This is a genomic window from Pseudomonas citronellolis (genome assembly GCF_900112375.1).
GTDB lineage: Bacteria > Pseudomonadota > Gammaproteobacteria > Pseudomonadales > Pseudomonadaceae > Pseudomonas > Pseudomonas citronellolis.
Window position 1 is genome coordinate 35668 of the sequence record NZ_FOLS01000005.1, and the last position, 15182, is coordinate 50849.

The window sequence follows — 15182 nt, forward strand, 5'->3', positions numbered from 1 at the left end:
AGGGGACTGTTCGGAGCGAGGGTTTGAATTCGTTGTCAGCCGGTGGCGCCGTTGTTCAGCGCTACGCCGGACTGCCCCTCTCCCGCTTGCGGGAGAGGGGCTCTTAAGCCTCAAGCCTGATGCAGATACCACCGCCAATCCTGCTCCCCCACCTCACCCATGAACTGCCGGTACTCCGCCTGCTTCACCTTCAGGTACACGCCCAGGAACTCCCGCCCCAGCGCATCCCGCGCCCAGCTCGACTGTTCCAGCGCGCGCAGCGAGGTGAGCCAGTCGGTGGGCAGCAGTTCCCTGGCCTGGGCGTAGCCGTTGCCCTCGACGGGCGCGCCCGGGTCGATGGCTTCGCGGATGCCGCGATGGATGCCGGCGAGGATCGCAGCCGCCGCCAGGTAAGGATTGGCATCGGCCCCGCAGATGCGGTGCTCGATGTGCCGGGTGTGCGCCGGCCCGCCCGGCACGCGCAGGCTGACGGTGCGGTTGTCGACGCCCCAGGTCGGCGCCAGCGGCGCGTAGCTGTTGGCCTGGAAGCGCCGGTAGGAGTTGGCGTTGGGGCAGAACAGCAGCAGCGAGTCGAGCAGGCTGGCGAGCATGCCGCCCACCGCCTGGCGCAGCAGGGGCGTGCCGGCCGGCTCTGCGCTGGCGAACAGGTTCGCCCCGGCGGCATCGGCCAGCGACACATGCATGTGCATGCCGGTGCCGGCCAGGTCGTCGAACGGCTTGGCCATGAAGCAGGCCTGCATCCCATGCTTGTGCGCCACGCCCTTGACCAGGCGCTTGTAGCGCACGGCCTGGTCCATGGCGGTGAGGGCGTCGCCGTGCTCCAAGGTGATCTCCACCTGGCCCGGGGCGTATTCGGAGATGGCGGTGCGCGCCGGGATGCCCTGGGCCTTGCAGGCGGCATAGAGGTCGGCGAGGAAGGGTTCGATCTGCTCCAGTTCGCGCAGGCCGTAGACCTGGGTGGAGCGCGGCCGGCCGCCGTCGGCGTCCAGCGCCGGTTGCGGGCGGCCGTTGGCGTCGCGCTTGGCGTCCAGCAGGTAGAACTCCAGCTCGCAGGCCATCACCGGGTGGTAGCCGGCGGCCTTCAACTCGTCGATCACCTTGACCAGCACGTGGCGCGGGTCGGCGATGTCCGCCGGCTTGCCTTCGACCGGGTGCATGCTGACCTGCACGGCGGCGCTGGGAATCTGCCGCCAGGGCAGGCGCACCAGGCTGCCGGCCAGTGGGTAGGCGCGGCAGTCGATGTCGCCGACCTCCCACACCAGCCCGGAATCCTCCACGTCGTCGCCGTGCAGGGTCAGGCCGAGAATGGTGCTCGGCAAGGGCCGGCCGGACTCGTAGACCGCCAGCAGTTCCTCGCGGTGCAGCAGCTTGCCGCGGGGCACGCCGTTGGCGTCGAGGATGAACAGCTCGACCATCTCGATGTCGGGATTGGCGGCCAGGAAGTCCTGGGCCTCTTGCACGGGGGCGAATTTCATTGGTGTTCTCGCATAGCGCCAATGGGCGCGCTGATGGCCTGCGCGGCCGGGCTGCGGCGGGGCAGGCGATGCAATGGCTACGCCAGCTCGCGCAGCGTCGGGCGCCTGCGTTCAGCGTAGTTCCAGCAAAGGGGTGGGCGGGGCGCCCGTCAGCGTGCGGCGCTATCCGGTGGACGCGCGTGGCGGCAGTGCCAGAGCGCCCAGAAGGCCAGCTCCAGCGGCAGCGAGAGGGGTTGCAGGCGCAGCCAGCGGCAGCGTTCGCGCGGCAGGCGCAGGGGCTCTGCCTGGGAGGCGGAGGCGCTGGCGGCGGCGAAGTGCTGTTGCAGAAGGTGCATGGGTGGCTGCGTGGGGGACGATGCCCGGAGACTCGCACAGGCGATGGGTGCTTTAAATGTGAATCTGGTGGAACTCAGTTGAGCGAAATCGAAACTGATTGCCGCCCGGTCGATCCGCGCCACCGGCGCCGGCCCTGCCGCCTAAACTGAGCGAAACCCGTCACGCCGCGCAGCCCATGGCCCATATCGTCTTCGCCCCGTCCATCCAGCGCCACGTCGAAGTGCCCGAGCAGGACCTGCCCGGCGCCACCCTCGGCGGCCTGCTGGAGGGCGTGTTCGCCCGGCATCCGCGCCTGCGCGGCTACCTGCTGGACGACCAGGGCGGCCTGCGCCGGCACGTCACCGTGTTCATCGACGGCCTGCGCCTGCGCGACCGCCAGGGCCTGGGCGACGTGGTGGCGGACGACAGCGAGGTGTACGTGGTGCAGGCGCTGTCCGGCGGCTGAAACCCGGAGGAGGGCAGATGGAAGACCGATTGCTGGTGGCCACGCGCAAGGGCCTGTTCAGCTTCCTGCAGGATCGCGGCACCTGGCACGAGGCGGGCCAGGACTTCCTCGGCGAGCCGGTGAACATGCTGCTGGCCGACCCCCGCGACGACACCCTCTACGCCGCCCTGGACCTCGGCCACTTCGGCTGCAAGCTGTGGCGCAAGCCCTGCGGCGGCGACTGGCAGGAATGCGCGGTGCCGGTCTACCCGCCGCAGCCGGACCCGCTGCCCACGCCGGCCGAAGGCGAGGCCCCGCAGGCGCCCTGGAGCCTGCAGCTGATCTGGTGCCTGGAGACCGGCGGCACCGACCAGGCCGGCACCCTCTGGGCCGGGACCATCCCCGGCGGCCTGTTCCGCAGCGACGACCATGGCGACAGCTGGACGCTCAACCGCCCGCTGTGGGACCGCCCCGAACGCGCCCGCTGGTTCGGCGGCGGCTACGACTGGCCGGGCATCCATTCCGTCAGCGTCGACCCGCGCGACAGCCGCCACCTCACCGTCGGGGTGTCCTGCGGCGGCGTCTGGCAGAGCCACGACGAAGGCGCCAGCTGGCGCAACACCACCGCCGGCATGTACGCCGACTACATGCCGCCGGACCTGCGCGAGGAGGGCGCCATCCAGGACCCGCACCGCCTGGTGCACTGCCCGGCGCGGCCGGACCGGCTGTGGGTGCAGCACCACAACGGCATCTTCGTTTCCAGCGATGGCGGCGCCAACTGGCGCGACGTGCCGGCGCAACCGTCCAGCTTCGGCTTCGCCGTGGCCGTGCACCCCACGCGGCCGGACACCGCCTGGTTCGTCCCGGCGACGAAGGACATCTGCCGCATCCCGGTGGCCGGGCGATTCTTGGTCAACCGCACGGAGGATGGCGGCCAGAGCTTCCAGGCCCTGGACCACGGCCTGCCCCAGGGCCCGTGCTACGACCTGGTGTACCGCCACGGCCTGGCCGTGGACGACGACGGCGAGCGCCTGGCCATGGGCTCGACCACCGGCGGCCTGTGGTTGTCGGAGGACGGCGGCGAGCGCTGGGAATGCCTGTCCGCGCACCTGCCGCCGATCTACTGCGTGCGCTTCGGCTAGGGCTGCCCGTCGCGCTCGTCCTGCTTCTGGTAATGCGCCAGGATCATCCGCGCCGGGATCAGCGCCGCCAGGCCCAAGGCGCCGCACAGGGTGATGATGCTGGTGCCGGTGGGGTCTTCCAGGCTGTCGCCCAGGGCCGCCAAGCCGATGGTCAGCAGGATCATCACCAGGCCGAACCATTGCGCCATCTGCGCCCAGCGCAACAGCATGGCGCGGCGCGCCTCGTGCAGGTGGAAATCCGGGTGGCTGTGGTGCCGCATGCTCGTGTCCTCCTCGTGTTCTCGCACCAGCCTACGCCGCTGGCGGCGTCGGCGGCGGCGGCCGGCCGAGCGGTAGGCCGTCACATCGCCGCGGCGATGAACTCCCGCAGCCACTGGTGCGCCGGGTCGCGGTGCGTGCGCTCGTGCCAGAGCATCGACATCTCGTAGCCCGGCACCTCCAGCGGCGCCTCCACCATGCGCAGGCCGCTGTCCGGGCGCACCAGGCGCTGCGGCAGCATGGCCACCAGATCGGTGCTGGCCAGCACCGGGGCGACGAACTGGAAGTGCGGCACCGACAGCACCACCCGGCGCTCGCGGTCCAGCCCGGCCAGGGCCTTGTCGGTGGGGCCGTGGAAGCCGCCGCCGTCCGGCGAGACGATCACCTGCTCCAGCTGGCAGAACTGCGCCAGGCTCGGCCGGCGCTTGAGCCGCGGGTGGCCGGCGCGGCCGACCAGCACGTAGCGTTCCCGGAACAGCGGGCGCCGGCGCAGCCCTTCGGGGGCGTCCTCGGTGATGTGGAACACCAGGTCGGCGTCGCCCTGTTCCAGCTGCTGGACGATCAGCGCCGGCTGCAGCGGCAACAGCGCCAGGCGCGTGCCCGGCGCCGCCTCGCGCAGGCCGGGCAGGGCGGGCAGCACTACGGTGGCCTCGCTGTAGTCGGAAGCCACCAGGCGCCAGGTGTTGCTCGCGGCGTGCGGGTTGAACGGTTCGCTCGGCGCCACCGCCCGCTGCAGCGCCGCCAGGGCCTGGCGCAGGGGCTCGCGCAGCGCCTCGGCGCGGGCGGTGGGGCGCATGCCGCGGGGGCCGGGCAGCAGCAGCGGGTCGTCGAACAGCTCGCGCAGCTTGGCCAGCTGCACGCTCACCGAGGGTTGGGAAAAGTGCAGGCGCTCGGCGGCGCGGGTGACGTTGTGCTCGGCCAGCAGCACGTCGAGGGTCACCAGCAGGTTCAGGTCCAGGGTGCGCAGATTGGTCATGACTATACCTAGTGTAATGGATATTCATTTCCACTATACCTTGCGTAACGCCATGCTGCGGCCATCCACCCACTGGAGGCCGTCATGAACATCCTCATCGTCTACGCTCACCCCGAACCCCGCTCGCTCAACGGTTCGCTCAAGGACTTCGCCGTGGCCCGCCTGCAGGCCGCCGGCCACCAGGTACAGGTCTCGGACCTGTACGCCATGGGCTGGAAGGCCCCGCTGGATGCAGCCGACAGCCTGGACGGCGCCGCAGCCGAGCGCTTCGACCCCTCCGAGGACTCCCGCCGCGCTTACGCCAGCGGCCGGCAAAGCGCCGACATCGCCACCGAACAGGCCAAGCTGCGCTGGGCCGACGCGCTGATCCTGCAGTTCCCGCTGTGGTGGTTCTCGATGCCGGCCATCCTCAAGGGCTGGGTCGAGCGCGTGTACGCCTATGGCTTCGCCTACGGCGTGGGCGAGCACTCCGACGCGCGCTGGGGCGACCGCTACGGCGAGGGCAGCCTGGCCGGCAAGCGCGCCATGCTGGTGGTCACCACCGGCGGCTGGGAATCGCACTACAGCGCCCGCGGCATCAACGGGCCGATCGATGACCTGCTGTTCCCCATCCATCACGGCGTTCTCTACTACCCGGGCTTCGAGGTGCTGCCGGCGTTTCTGGTGTATCGCACTGGGCGGATGGATGAGGCTCGCTATGCCGCGATCGAACAGGCTTATGGCGAGCGCCTGGACAGTCTGTTCAGCGCCGCGCCCATTCCGTTCCGCCGGCAGAATGCTGGGGACTATGAGATACCTGCGTTGACCTTGCGTGAGGATATTGCGCCGCAGTTGACTGGCTTTGCTGCGCATCTGAGCTGAGAGCTTTGGCGGGGTCGATGTCCCGCTTTTCGTAGGAGCGAGCTTGCTCGCGAACAGCGTGAACCGGCCACTTCTCTGCATGGGCTTGACCACGGTCCCCTCTCCCCAGCCCTCGGCTGCGCGCCCCGCCCTGAAGGGAGAGGGGGCTAGGCCGTGCCGAGAGAAGGGATGGTTTCAGCCGGAAACTACCGTGCTTGCCGGCTGACTCGGGAAAACCAGACCGCTCCGAACGGTCCCCTCTCCCTTCAGGGAGAGGGTTAGGGAGAGGGCGCTCTCAAATCCAGCACTTGCATTCCCGGTGAACTCTGTTCGCGAGCAAGCTCGCTCCTACGAAAAGCAACTCACACCCTCGCAACTCACTTAAACCGAACCTTGCCCGTATCCCACCTGTCAGAGGTCCGTATCGGAAAACATACAAAGGATCACGGACCCCATGTTGAAGCGTTGGCGCAACAGTCACTGGAAGCACTGGCTGGAAGGCTACGACATCGAATTCCGCAGCGGCGTCAGCCGCCTGGGGCGCGGCAAGCGCCTTTTGGTCGAGGCGCCGGGCAGCATCGGCGAGGCGGAGTTCAAGATCTACCGGGACGAGATGCACATCGGCGCCTTTTCCACCATCCGCGCCACCAGCTTCCACCGCATTTCGCACTTCGGCCGCTTCAGCTCCACCGGCCAGCACTGCCGCATCGGCCTGGCCGCCCGGGCGCACCCGATGGACTGGCTGAGCACCAGCTCGGTGCAGTACGAGCCGGGCGTGTTCGACCGCTACGACACGCCGCGCCAGCGCTACGAGGACACCGACGCCGACACCTGGATCGGCAACGACGCCTTCATCGGCGAGGGCGCAGTGGTGATGAGCGGGGTGAAGATCCACGACGGCGCCGTGGTGGCCGCCATGTCGGTGGTGACGCGCGACGTGCCGCCCTACGCCATAGTCGCCGGCTCGCCGGCGAAGGTGGTGCGCTACCGCTTCCCGCCGGACATCTGCGAGCGCCTGCAGGCCAGCCGCTGGTGGGACCTGGCGCCGGCGCAGATCGCCGCGTTGCCGTTGCAGCGCATCGAGGAGGCGTTGGAGCGTGTGGAGGCCTTGCGGGCCAGCGGCGAGGCGCGGCCGCCGATCTATCCGAACATCGAAATCCGCCGCCAGGGCTGCCGCCTGCTGTCCGAGGGGCCGGCCAGCTCGTGAAGCGCGGGGCGGCACTGCTGCGCCGCCCCGCACGCAAGCGCCCAGGGGCGCTCAGCTCCGGCTCTGGGCCAGTCGGTAGAGTTGCCGCGCTTCCGCCGCCATCGGCAGCAGGGCCGAGACCAGGCGGGCCTGGCCTTGTACCAGCGGCATTTCGTCGGGGCAGTCCGCCAGCAGGCAGAGCAGGTCTTCCAGGGCTATCAGGCGACGCTCGGCGGCCTCGTACAGATGCTCGGCGGGGGCGCTGGCGTCGACGAACAGCACGTCGTCGTGGGGTTGCGAGAGAGTGGTGACGGGTTGCAGGTCAGACATGGCGCGCCTCCGAGGTGTGGAGGGCGAAGTGCGGAGAGTGCATGTTCCATTGCTCCTGAGTGGGACCAAGAGCCGCCTCCCCAAAAAAGGGAGGCGGACCGTACGGGGGTAGGATCACCGGGTATGAGGAAAACGGCAGGCCGAAGCCTCCCCGCACGGTCCGCCACGGAACGCGAATACAGACGGCGATGGATCACTTGTACTCGCGACATAACGCACCACTCCTCGTACCAACGGGATCCTACCCCCGACCACAACAAGGTTGCGGCAGGGCGGAATCTATCCAGCGCCCTCGTAGGACCTCAAGGCGATTTCAGCGTGGGAATTTTCACGAAGGGTAGCGGCGCGGAGCCGGCCGAATCGCTATGCTCGACGCCATGAACGGCCAGCTCCCCCTCCGCCAACCCTGCCCGCCGGGCGCCTGCGATTGCGGGCGCGAGGCGCTGCTGGCCGAGCCCCATGGCGACATCCGCATCCTCCTGCTCACCCGCCAGGAAGAACAGCGCCTGGTGCAGCGCCTGGAACAGCTCAAGGACCTGGCCGACCTGCAGCACATGCAGCAGCGCATGTACGAACAGCTCGGCCTGCGCCTGAGCATCGCCCCCGGCTTCAACGAGGTGCGCAGCATGCGCGGCCTGGACATCCGCATCGCCGCGCAGCCCGGCCTGTGCCGCAAGACTCGCCAGGCCATCCCCGCGGCCATCCGCCGGGGCCTGGAACGCACCCCGGAAATCGCCTGGCGCCTGCTCGACTCCTTCGACCTGCTCGGCGGCAGCCACTAGGGGCGTGCATTTTCCCAAGGCTTTGCTAATGTCGTTAGGCAGGAGATGGCATTCCTCCTCTAACCGCCCCCCGGCTGATGATGCCTACGCATAACCCTTCATGGGCGGTGTAGGCATTGTTCTGCTGTCCATGGTCTGCCCGTGGATAGCGAACATGCCCAACCCATCCCGTTCCGCCGCTTTTCCTCTTTCGCACCGCGCCGTCCCCCGGCTTCAGCGGAGCCGCCGCCATGACTGAGATCTGGGCCCAGGCCGCCCTGTGGCTGGGGCTGGCGCTGCTGGCGACGCTGGTGTCGATCTTCCTGCGCATCGCCACGGCATTGTCGGAAATCGTCGTGGGGACCATCGCCCAGCTGATCATCGGCGCGCTGCTGGGCATGGCGGTGCTGCAGGGCGACGCCAGCTGGATCAAGTTCCTCTCCGGCGCCGGGGCCATCCTGCTGACCTTCCTGGCCGGCGCCGAGCTGGACCCGAAGGTGTTCCGCGCGCACTGGAAGCAGGCCACGGTCATCGGCCTGGTGGGCTTCGTGGTGCCCTTCCTCGGCTGCGCGGCGCTGGCGTACTGGGGCCTGGGCTGGAGCGCGCAGGCCAGCTGGCTGGCCGGCATCGCCATGTCCACCACCTCGGTGGCGGTGGTCTACGCGGTGATGCTGGAGCTGGGGCTGAACACCAGCGAGTACGGCAAGATCGTGCTGGCCGCCTGCTTCGTCAACGACCTGGCCACGGTGATCGCCCTGGGGCTGATCTTCGCCCCCTTCACCCTGAAGACCGCCGGTTTCGCCGGGGCCCTGGTCCTGGCCGCGCTGCTGCTGCCGTGGCTCACCCCGCGCTTCTTCCGCCGCTTCGGCGGCCGCCCTTCGGAGCTGGAGGCCAAGTTCCTCATGCTCTGCCTGTTCGGCCTGGGCGCGGCGGCGACCTGGGCCGGCAGCGAGGCGGTGCTGCCGGCCTACCTGATCGGCATGGTGCTGGCCGGCACCGTGGGCAAGGACCACGCGCTGATCCGCCGCCTGCGCACCCTGACCTTCGGCCTGCTGACGCCGTTCTACTTCATCCGCGCCGGTTCGCTGGTGTCGCTGCCGGCCCTGGCCGCCGCGCCCGCGGCCTTCGTGCTGCTGTTGCTGGTGAAGATGCTCACCAAGCTGGTGGGCGTGTACCCCACCTGCCTGGTCTACGGCTCGCCGCGCCGGGAGGGGGCCTACACCACGCTGCTGATGTCCACCGGGCTGACCTTCGGCACCATCTCGGCGCTGTTCGGCCTGGCCCACGGGCTGATCGACCAGGGCCAGTATTCGGCGCTGGTGGCCGCGGTGATCGGCAGCGCCGTGGTGCCGACGCTGATCGCCAACGCCTTCTTCCTGCCCCGGCACCTGCTGCCCAAGGGCGACCCGCAGGAGGAGGGCGCCGCCCCGCCGGCGGAGCCCGCGCGCCACGACGACTTGCGCCCGCAGACGCGGCGCAGAGGAGGTGAAGCATGATCAAGCGCATCCTGGTGGCCTACGACGCCTCCACCGCGGCGGAGCTGGCCCTGAACTTCGCCAACGAGCTGGCCGAGCGCTTCGGCGCCGGCCTGCACATCCTCTCGGTGGCGCAGCCGCCGGAGTTCGGCGACGAGGTGGAGACCGAGGCGGTGATCGAACGCTCCCGCGCGCACTTCCACCACGCCTTCAAGCTGCTGGGCTACAGCCGCCTGCCGGTCGAGGAACGGCCGACCACCCACGTCTCGGTGGGCCGCCCGGCCGAGCAGATCGTGCGCTACGCCGAGGAGCACCACATCGACCACATCGTCATCGGCCACCGCGGCCATTCGGGCTTCGAGCGCTGGCTGCTGGGCTCGGTGGCGCGCCAGGTGATCGACCACGCGCCCTGCGCGGTCACGGTCATCCGCGGCTGAGCGGCCGGGGGAGGAAACGACATGCTGCAGATCGACATTCCCGGGCTGGGGAGCTTGCAGTTGAAACACATGATCTGTGACTACAACGGCACCCTGGCGGTGGATGGCCGGCTGATCGACGGGGTGGCCGAACGCCTGCAGGCGCTGGGCCGCAAGCTGGCGCTGCACGTGGTCACCGGCGACACCTTCGGCAGCGCCGAGGCGGAACTGGCGGCGCTGGACGTCAACCTGCTGGTGCTGTCGGAGAAGGACCAGGCCATCTCCAAGGAGGACTACCTGCGCACCCTGGGCCTGCACGGCGTGGTGGCCATCGGCAACGGCAGCAACGACCGCTACATGCTGCAGCAGTCGGCCCTGGGCATCGCGGTGATCGGCCCGGAGGGCGCCTCCTCGGTGGCCATCGGCTCGGCGGACCTGGTGGCGCTGGACATCCTCTCGGCCCTGGATATGCTGACCCACCCGCAGCGTATCATCGCCAGCCTGCGCTGCTGAACCTTCGAAGGAGCAGGAAGATGACAAGGATCATTCTGACCCGCCACGGCCACGTGGACTGGATCGCCCCGGAACGCTTCCGCGGCCGCGCCGAACTGCCGCTGTCGGCCCTGGGCCGGCGCCAGGCCGAGGCGGTGGCGCGGCGCATAGCCGAAAGCTGGCAGCCGGTGGCGATCTACACCAGCCCGCTGTCGCGCTGCATCGACACCGGCGCCGCCATCGCCCAGGCCACCGGCGCCCCGGCCCAGGCGCTGGAAGGCCTGGCGGACACCGACTATGGCCAGTGGCAGGGCCTGACTCACGACGAAGTCCGCGCCCGCTGGCCGGAAGAACACCGCACCTGGCTGGAGGCGCCGGACCTGGCGGCCATCCCCGATGGCGAGAGCCTGGCCGACGTGCTGGCCCGGGGTACCCGTGTATTGCGTGAGGTGTTGCGGCGTCACGGTGGGCAGACATTGGTGTTGGTGGGGCATGACAGCATCAATCGGGTTCTGCTGCTGCAGGCGCTGGGGTTGCCGTTGGCGCGGTATTGGCGGTTGAAGCAGGAGCCTTGCTGCCTTAATGAGATCGCCGTCGAGGATGACGTGTTTACGTTGTATCGGATCAATGAGACCTATCACCTGGCTGGGGTGACGGCTGAGGGGTGAGGCTGTTTTCAACGACGGATGATCGCGGACGGAGTCCGCTCCTACGGTTCCAGGAAGCACGGCTTTTCGTAGGAGCGAGCTTGCTCGCGAACGGTGCTCGCCGGTGGCGTAGGTGCCGGGTTTAAGAGCCCCTCTCCCCAACCCTCTCCCTGAAGGGAGAGGGGGCTAGTCCGTGCCGAGAGAAGGTATGGTTTCAACCAGAAAGCACGGTGCCAGCCGGCTGACTCCAGAACATCAGACCCTGCCCAACGGTCCCCTCTCCCTTCAGGGAGAGGGTTAGGGAGAGGGAAAGGCGTCCAGCCAAAACACCGCAGCCACCGGTGAGCACCTGTTCGCGAGCAAGCTCGCTCCTACGAAGAGCACCTCGGCGGTTCCAGGGAGCCTCGGGCGTAGGAGCGGACTCCGTCCGCGATTGGATTCGTCGGCCACGCCGGACGTCCCGGTGGCACAGCCAACGGCGCAGTATCAGGATGACTCCGAAGTCTCCGCTCGCTCCAAACGGCCCCCTCTCCCTCCGGGAGAGGGCTGGGGTGAGGGTGCGGAGTCAGCCCAATGCACCATTTCCCGCAGCGAAGGCCCAGCTTCACTCAAACCGCCGCCAGCCGCACCTCCGTCATCTGCCGCAAGCGACTGAGGGTGCGCTCGAAATCCAGGGTGGTATCGCCGCTGGCCAGGCCCTCCAGCGGCACCGTGGCGTAGAGCTGCAGTTTCAGGCGCCTGTCGTAGGCGATGTCGATGAAGTTCAGGAAGCGCCTGGCGACGTCGTCGGGGTAGTTCTGCAGCGGTTCCAGGCCGCTCACCGCCAGGTGCGGGAAGCGTTCGATCAGCCACAGGTAGTCGGCCGCCGAGTGCGGGCGTTCGAACAGTTCGTCGAAGTCGAGCCAGGCGTGGTCGTCGTCATGGGCGCGCACGCGCAGCGGGTGGTAGTTGACCTGCAGCACTTCGTCGAAGCAGGCCTGCGGGCCCAGCCCGAAGCGCTCGCGCAGCGGCGCGGGGGCGTCGGCCGTGGCGGGCCACAGGTAGCTGCCCCAGGCGTCCAGTGGCGTCAGCCGGCGCCGGTAGTCCTCGCCCTTGTCCAGCGCCAGGACCTCGAAGCGCTGTTCGATCAGTTCGACCACCGGGCGGAAGCGCTCGCCGTACAGCGGGTCCGCGCACAGCCCGGACGGCGGGTAGTTGGAGGTGCACACCAGGCCGACGCCCTGGTCCACCAGTTGTTGCAGCGTCGGCCCCAGCAGCATGGCGTCGCCGATGTCGTGCACGTGGAATTCGTCGAAGCACAGCAGGCGGGTTTCCTCGGCGATGCGCCGGGCGGTCTTCGCCAGCGGGTCGGGCTGGCCGGCGAAGGCCTGCAGGCGCGCCTGCACTTCATCCAGGAAGGCGTGGAAGTGCACGCGGCGCTTGGCTTGCAGCGGGGCCGCGGCGAAGAAGGCGTCCATCACGAAGCTCTTGCCGCGGCCCACGTCGCCCCACAGGTAGACGCCGGCGGTCGGCTTGCGGAACCAGCCATGGCGGCCCTGGAGGAAGCCTTCCAGCCAGTTGGCCAGGTGCTCGATGGCGTATTGCTGCTGAGGGTCGGCGCGGTAGCCGCGCTCCTCCAGGGCCACCCGGAAATGCCGGAGGATGCGTTCGGCGATCGATTCCGGGGCGGCCAGACGGTCGGCGGCGCTCATGCTTCACCTCTGCGCGAGTGGCGCGGGGGCACGAGGCGCCCCCGGCCGTTCAGTGGACGAAGGCCTTGCGCCCGGCATAGTGGGCGGTACCGCCGAGCATTTCCTCGATGCGCAGCAACTGGTTGTACTTCTCTACCCGCTCGCCGCGGCAGGGCGCGCCGGCCTTCAGGTGGCCGGTGCCGAAGGCCACGGTGAGGTCGGCGATGAAGCTGTCGACGGTCTCGCCGCTGCGGTGCGAGACCATCGCGCCCCAGCCGTTGTTGTGGGCCAGCAGCACGGTGGTGCGGGTTTCGCTGAGGGTGCCGATCTGGTTGGGCTTGATCAGCACGGCGTTGGCGGTGTGTTCGAGGATGCCGCGGCGGATGCGTTCGGCGCTGGTCACGAAGAGGTCGTCGCCGACCAGTTCGATGCGCTGGCCGAGCGCCGCGGTCAGGCGCTTCCAGCCCTCCCAATCGTCTTCCGCCAGGCCGTCTTCCAGCACCACTATGGGGTAGCGCTGCACCCAGTCGGCGTACAGCCCGATCATCTCGTCGGCGTCCAGCAGGCGGCCTTCGCTGTGCAGGCGGTAGAAGCCGTTCTCGTAGAGGGCGCTGGGCGCCGGGTCGATGGCCAGCTGGACCTGCTCGCCGGGGCGGTAGCCGGCGGCCTCGATGGCTTTCATCAGCAGGTCCAGGGCTTCGGCGTTGTATTTCAGCGGCGGGGCGAAGCCGCCTTCGTCGCCCACCGAGGTGGAGAAGCCCCTGGCCTCCAGCAGGGTGCGCAGGTGCCGGTAGATTTCCGCGCCCCAGCGCAGCGCCTCGCGGAAGCTGCCGGCGCCGGAAGGGACGATCATGAATTCCTGGAAGTCGGTGCCTTGCCAGTGGGCGTGCACGCCGCCGTTGAGCACGTTGAACATGGGCACCGGCATGCGCGTGGCCTGCTCGCCGCCGAGGTAGCGGAACAACGGCATGCCGCTGGCGGCCGCCGCCGCGCGGGCCACCGCCAGGCTGACGCCGAGGATGGCGTTGCTGCCCAGGCGCGCTTTGTTCGGCGTGCCGTCGCACTGCAGCATCGCCAGGTCGATGGCCGTCTGCTCGCTGGCGTCGTGGCCGCGCAGCAGCGGGGCGATCTCGCTGCGGATGTTGTGCACCGCGCGCAGCACGCCCTTGCCCGCGTAGCGCGCGGGGTCGCAGTCGCGCAGTTCCACCGCCTCGTGCTTGCCGGTGGAGGCGCCCGAAGGCACCGAGGCGCGCCCCTGGGAACCGTCTTCCAGAGTCACGTCCACTTCCACCGTCGGGTTGCCCCTTGAGTCGAGGATTTCCCGGGCGTCTATCTGCTTGATGAATACGGCCATGCCGCTCTCCTTCAGTCGTTCGAATGCTTACGCGGGGTGTTCACAGCTGCGGGCGCAGGTAGCCGCCGGCCACGCCGCGCCTGGACAGCACCCATTGCCAGAGCTGGATGTCGCGGGCGCGGAAGGCGCCGGCGCAGGACAGCAGGTAATAGCGCCACATGCGCCGGAAGCGCTCGCCCAGCGCCGAGAAGCGCGGCCAGGCGGCTTCGAAGTTGGCGTGCCAGGCCATCAGCGTGCGGTCGTAGTAGGCGCCGAAGTTGTGCAGGTCCTCGACCACGAAGAGGCCGTCCGCGGCGTCGCCGACCTGGCCGATGGAGGGCAGGTCGCCGTTGGGGAAGATGTAGCGGTCGATCCACGGATCGGGCCGGGCGCGGCGTTCGTTCTTGCCGATGCTGTGCAGCAGGAACAGGCCGTCGTCGGCCAGGCAGCGCTGGGCCACCTGCATGAATGCGCGGTGGTTCTTGTGCCCGACGTGCTCGAACATGCCGACACTGGCGATGCGGTCGAACTTGCCGGTCAGGGTGCGGTAGTCCTGCAGGCGGAACTCCACGGGCAGGTCGCGGTAGCGGTCGCTGGCCCAGTTCGCCTGTTCCTGGGAGACGGTCACGCCCACGCATTCCACGCCATGGTGCTGGGCGGCATAGGCCATCAGGCTGCCCCAGCCGCAGCCGATGTCCAGCAGGCGCATGCCCGGTTCCAGCCGCAGCTTTCGGCAGATCAGTTCCAGCTTGGCTTCCTGGGCCTGCTCCAGGGTGGTGGCCGTTTCCCAGTAGCCGCAGCTGTAGGTCATGCGCGGGTCGAGCATGGCCTGGTAGAGCGCGTTGCTCAGGTCGTAGTGGCGCCGGCCCACCTGCCAGGCGCGCCTGGCGTTCTGCAGGTTGAGCAGGCGGTAGCGCAGGGCGTGGGCGAGCAGGCGCCAGGGCTGCACTTCGCGGTCGAGCCGGGCGCGCAGCAGGCGGTGGAAGAATTCGTCCAGGTGCTGCGCGTCCCAGTCGCCGTCCATGTAGCTTTCGCCCAGGCCCAGGCTGCCCTGGCCCAGCGCGCGCTCGAACACGCGCGGGCGCAGCACCTGCATGTCCCAGGGGCGCTGGCCGTTGATCTGGATGCCGGCCTTGCGCAGCAGGCCGGCGGCGAGCCGCTGCAGCTCCGGGTCCGGGCCGGCTGGCGACGACGGCCAGGGCGCATCATCGTGCAGGGGAGTGCCCACTTTGCTACCTCCAGGTGCTGAGGCCAGCTCGTGCCTATGGCGAAGCGAGGCTGGCGGGAAGGACGACCTGAACGAAGTGGGGCGGCGGATACGAAAAATGCCTACCGCTCCCGCCTTCGCGAGTTCGGTAGGCATCATCAGCTGACGGCGTCAGCGGTTAATGGAGAATGCCATCTCCTGTGGAAACTCTATC

17 protein-coding genes and 2 riboswitches are annotated in these 15182 nt (G+C 69.1%); of the genes, 9 read left to right on the forward strand and 8 right to left on the reverse strand.

Translation table 11 applies throughout. The features are described 5' to 3' along the window. Nucleotides 1–110: 110 nt before the first annotated feature. Together BM060_RS06375 and BM060_RS06380 are read right to left on the reverse strand one after the other, a co-directional pair. On the reverse strand, nt 111–1475 hold the full coding sequence (locus BM060_RS06375; RefSeq protein WP_074978365.1) for a glutamine synthetase family protein: 1365 nt from the start codon (nt 1473–1475) through the stop codon (nt 111–113). A gap of 149 nt (nt 1476–1624) precedes the next feature. Continuing rightward, nucleotides 1625–1810, reverse strand: a complete 186-nt coding sequence (locus BM060_RS06380; RefSeq protein ID WP_043271801.1) for a hypothetical protein — start codon at nt 1808–1810, stop codon at nt 1625–1627. Between the two features lie 176 nt (nt 1811–1986). Here BM060_RS06380 and BM060_RS06385 point away from each other — a divergent pair, with 176 nt between their 5' ends. Next, entirely contained in the window at nt 1987–2256 is a 270-nt protein-coding gene (locus tag BM060_RS06385; RefSeq protein WP_043271800.1) for a MoaD/ThiS family protein, read from the forward strand. A 17-nt stretch (nt 2257–2273) separates the two neighbouring features. Then, a complete protein-coding gene (locus BM060_RS06390) occupies nt 2274–3377 on the forward strand; it encodes a WD40/YVTN/BNR-like repeat-containing protein (RefSeq protein WP_074978367.1) in 1104 nt (367 codons plus the stop codon). Here BM060_RS06390 and BM060_RS06395 read toward each other — a convergent pair. Together BM060_RS06395 and BM060_RS06400 are read right to left on the reverse strand one after the other, a co-directional pair. Further along, on the reverse strand, nt 3374–3637 hold the full coding sequence (locus BM060_RS06395; RefSeq protein WP_043271798.1) for a hypothetical protein: 264 nt from the start codon (nt 3635–3637) through the stop codon (nt 3374–3376). The genes BM060_RS06390 and BM060_RS06395 overlap by 4 nt on opposite strands. 80 nt (nt 3638–3717) lie before the next feature. Continuing rightward, nucleotides 3718–4611, reverse strand: coding sequence for a LysR family transcriptional regulator (locus tag BM060_RS06400; RefSeq protein WP_074978370.1), 894 nt, complete (start codon nt 4609–4611; stop codon nt 3718–3720). Between the two features lie 84 nt (nt 4612–4695). Between BM060_RS06400 and BM060_RS06405 the strand changes: the two genes are divergently transcribed. Further along, entirely contained in the window at nt 4696–5472 is a 777-nt protein-coding gene (locus tag BM060_RS06405; protein ID WP_074978373.1) for an NAD(P)H-dependent oxidoreductase, read from the forward strand. Nucleotides 5473–5905: 433 nt separating this feature from the next. After that, nucleotides 5906–6658 (forward strand): CatB-related O-acetyltransferase, encoded by a 753-nt coding sequence (locus BM060_RS33520; protein WP_074978376.1) that lies wholly within the window; start codon nt 5906–5908, stop codon nt 6656–6658. Nucleotides 6659–6709: 51 nt separating this feature from the next. On the opposite strand, the gene BM060_RS06415 is transcribed toward BM060_RS33520, so the two are convergent. Beyond that, complete coding sequence (locus BM060_RS06415; protein WP_009622642.1) at nt 6710–6967, reverse strand: hypothetical protein; 258 nt, start codon at nt 6965–6967, stop codon at nt 6710–6712. Nucleotides 6968–7332: 365 nt separating this feature from the next. Here BM060_RS06415 and BM060_RS06420 point away from each other — a divergent pair, with 365 nt between their 5' ends. The 5 genes from BM060_RS06420 to BM060_RS06440 all read left to right on the forward strand — a co-directional run bounded on the left by BM060_RS06420 (nt 7333) and on the right by BM060_RS06440 (nt 10779). Beyond that, entirely contained in the window at nt 7333–7749 is a 417-nt protein-coding gene (locus BM060_RS06420; protein WP_009622640.1) for a hypothetical protein, read from the forward strand. A 32-nt stretch (nt 7750–7781) separates the two neighbouring features. Beyond that, a riboswitch (Fluoride riboswitch) is annotated at nt 7782–7843 on the forward strand. A 136-nt stretch (nt 7844–7979) separates the two neighbouring features. Continuing rightward, a complete protein-coding gene (locus tag BM060_RS06425; protein ID WP_074978379.1) occupies nt 7980–9224 on the forward strand; it encodes a cation:proton antiporter in 1245 nt (414 codons plus the stop codon). Then, nucleotides 9221–9640 (forward strand): universal stress protein, encoded by a 420-nt coding sequence (locus BM060_RS06430; protein ID WP_009622637.1) that lies wholly within the window; start codon nt 9221–9223, stop codon nt 9638–9640. The genes BM060_RS06425 and BM060_RS06430 overlap by 4 nt, the downstream gene beginning before the upstream one ends. A gap of 21 nt (nt 9641–9661) precedes the next feature. Beyond that, on the forward strand, nt 9662–10132 hold the full coding sequence (locus tag BM060_RS06435) for an HAD family hydrolase (RefSeq protein ID WP_074978382.1): 471 nt from the start codon (nt 9662–9664) through the stop codon (nt 10130–10132). Nucleotides 10133–10152: 20 nt separating this feature from the next. Then, entirely contained in the window at nt 10153–10779 is a 627-nt protein-coding gene (locus BM060_RS06440; RefSeq protein ID WP_074978385.1) for a histidine phosphatase family protein, read from the forward strand. Between the two features lie 587 nt (nt 10780–11366). Here the strand turns inward: BM060_RS06440 and zapE are convergent. From zapE to cfa, 3 genes are read right to left on the reverse strand one after another with little or no spacing between them, the layout of a single operon-like run. Beyond that, nucleotides 11367–12449, reverse strand: a complete 1083-nt coding sequence (gene zapE, locus BM060_RS06445) for a cell division protein ZapE (protein ID WP_074978388.1) — start codon at nt 12447–12449, stop codon at nt 11367–11369. 49 nt (nt 12450–12498) lie between these two features. Further along, complete coding sequence (gene eno / locus BM060_RS06450) at nt 12499–13782, reverse strand: phosphopyruvate hydratase (protein WP_074978390.1); 1284 nt, start codon at nt 13780–13782, stop codon at nt 12499–12501. A gap of 40 nt (nt 13783–13822) precedes the next feature. Continuing rightward, the gene (cfa, locus tag BM060_RS06455) at nt 13823–14926 is read right to left on the reverse strand and encodes a cyclopropane fatty acyl phospholipid synthase (protein WP_245322986.1); all 1104 of its coding nucleotides are present in this window, start codon (nt 14924–14926) and stop codon (nt 13823–13825) included. Between the two features lie 184 nt (nt 14927–15110). Then, nucleotides 15111–15176: riboswitch (Fluoride riboswitch) on the reverse strand. Nucleotides 15177–15182: the final 6 nt, after the last annotated feature.

Coding starts and splice junctions, on each gene's coding strand:
- BM060_RS06390 (WP_074978367.1), top strand. CDS start 2,274: ATGGAAGACCGATTGCTGGTGGCCACGCGCAAGGGCCTGTTCAGCTTC.
- BM060_RS06405 (WP_074978373.1), top strand. CDS start 4,696: ATGAACATCCTCATCGTCTACGCTCACCCCGAACCCCGCTCGCTCAAC.
- BM060_RS06430 (WP_009622637.1), top strand. CDS start 9,221: ATGATCAAGCGCATCCTGGTGGCCTACGACGCCTCCACCGCGGCGGAG.
- BM060_RS06380 (WP_043271801.1), bottom strand. CDS start 1,810: ATGCACCTTCTGCAACAGCACTTCGCCGCCGCCAGCGCCTCCGCCTCC.
- BM060_RS06415 (WP_009622642.1), bottom strand. CDS start 6,967: ATGTCTGACCTGCAACCCGTCACCACTCTCTCGCAACCCCACGACGAC.
- BM060_RS06440 (WP_074978385.1), top strand. CDS start 10,153: ATGACAAGGATCATTCTGACCCGCCACGGCCACGTGGACTGGATCGCC.
- BM060_RS06425 (WP_074978379.1), top strand. CDS start 7,980: ATGACTGAGATCTGGGCCCAGGCCGCCCTGTGGCTGGGGCTGGCGCTG.
- zapE (WP_074978388.1), bottom strand. CDS start 12,449: ATGAGCGCCGCCGACCGTCTGGCCGCCCCGGAATCGATCGCCGAACGC.
- BM060_RS06400 (WP_074978370.1), bottom strand. CDS start 4,611: ATGACCAATCTGCGCACCCTGGACCTGAACCTGCTGGTGACCCTCGAC.
- eno (WP_074978390.1), bottom strand. CDS start 13,782: ATGGCCGTATTCATCAAGCAGATAGACGCCCGGGAAATCCTCGACTCA.
- BM060_RS06385 (WP_043271800.1), top strand. CDS start 1,987: ATGGCCCATATCGTCTTCGCCCCGTCCATCCAGCGCCACGTCGAAGTG.
- BM060_RS06435 (WP_074978382.1), top strand. CDS start 9,662: ATGCTGCAGATCGACATTCCCGGGCTGGGGAGCTTGCAGTTGAAACAC.
- BM060_RS06375 (WP_074978365.1), bottom strand. CDS start 1,475: ATGAAATTCGCCCCCGTGCAAGAGGCCCAGGACTTCCTGGCCGCCAAT.
- BM060_RS06395 (WP_043271798.1), bottom strand. CDS start 3,637: ATGCGGCACCACAGCCACCCGGATTTCCACCTGCACGAGGCGCGCCGC.
- BM060_RS33520 (WP_074978376.1), top strand. CDS start 5,906: ATGTTGAAGCGTTGGCGCAACAGTCACTGGAAGCACTGGCTGGAAGGC.
- BM060_RS06420 (WP_009622640.1), top strand. CDS start 7,333: ATGCTCGACGCCATGAACGGCCAGCTCCCCCTCCGCCAACCCTGCCCG.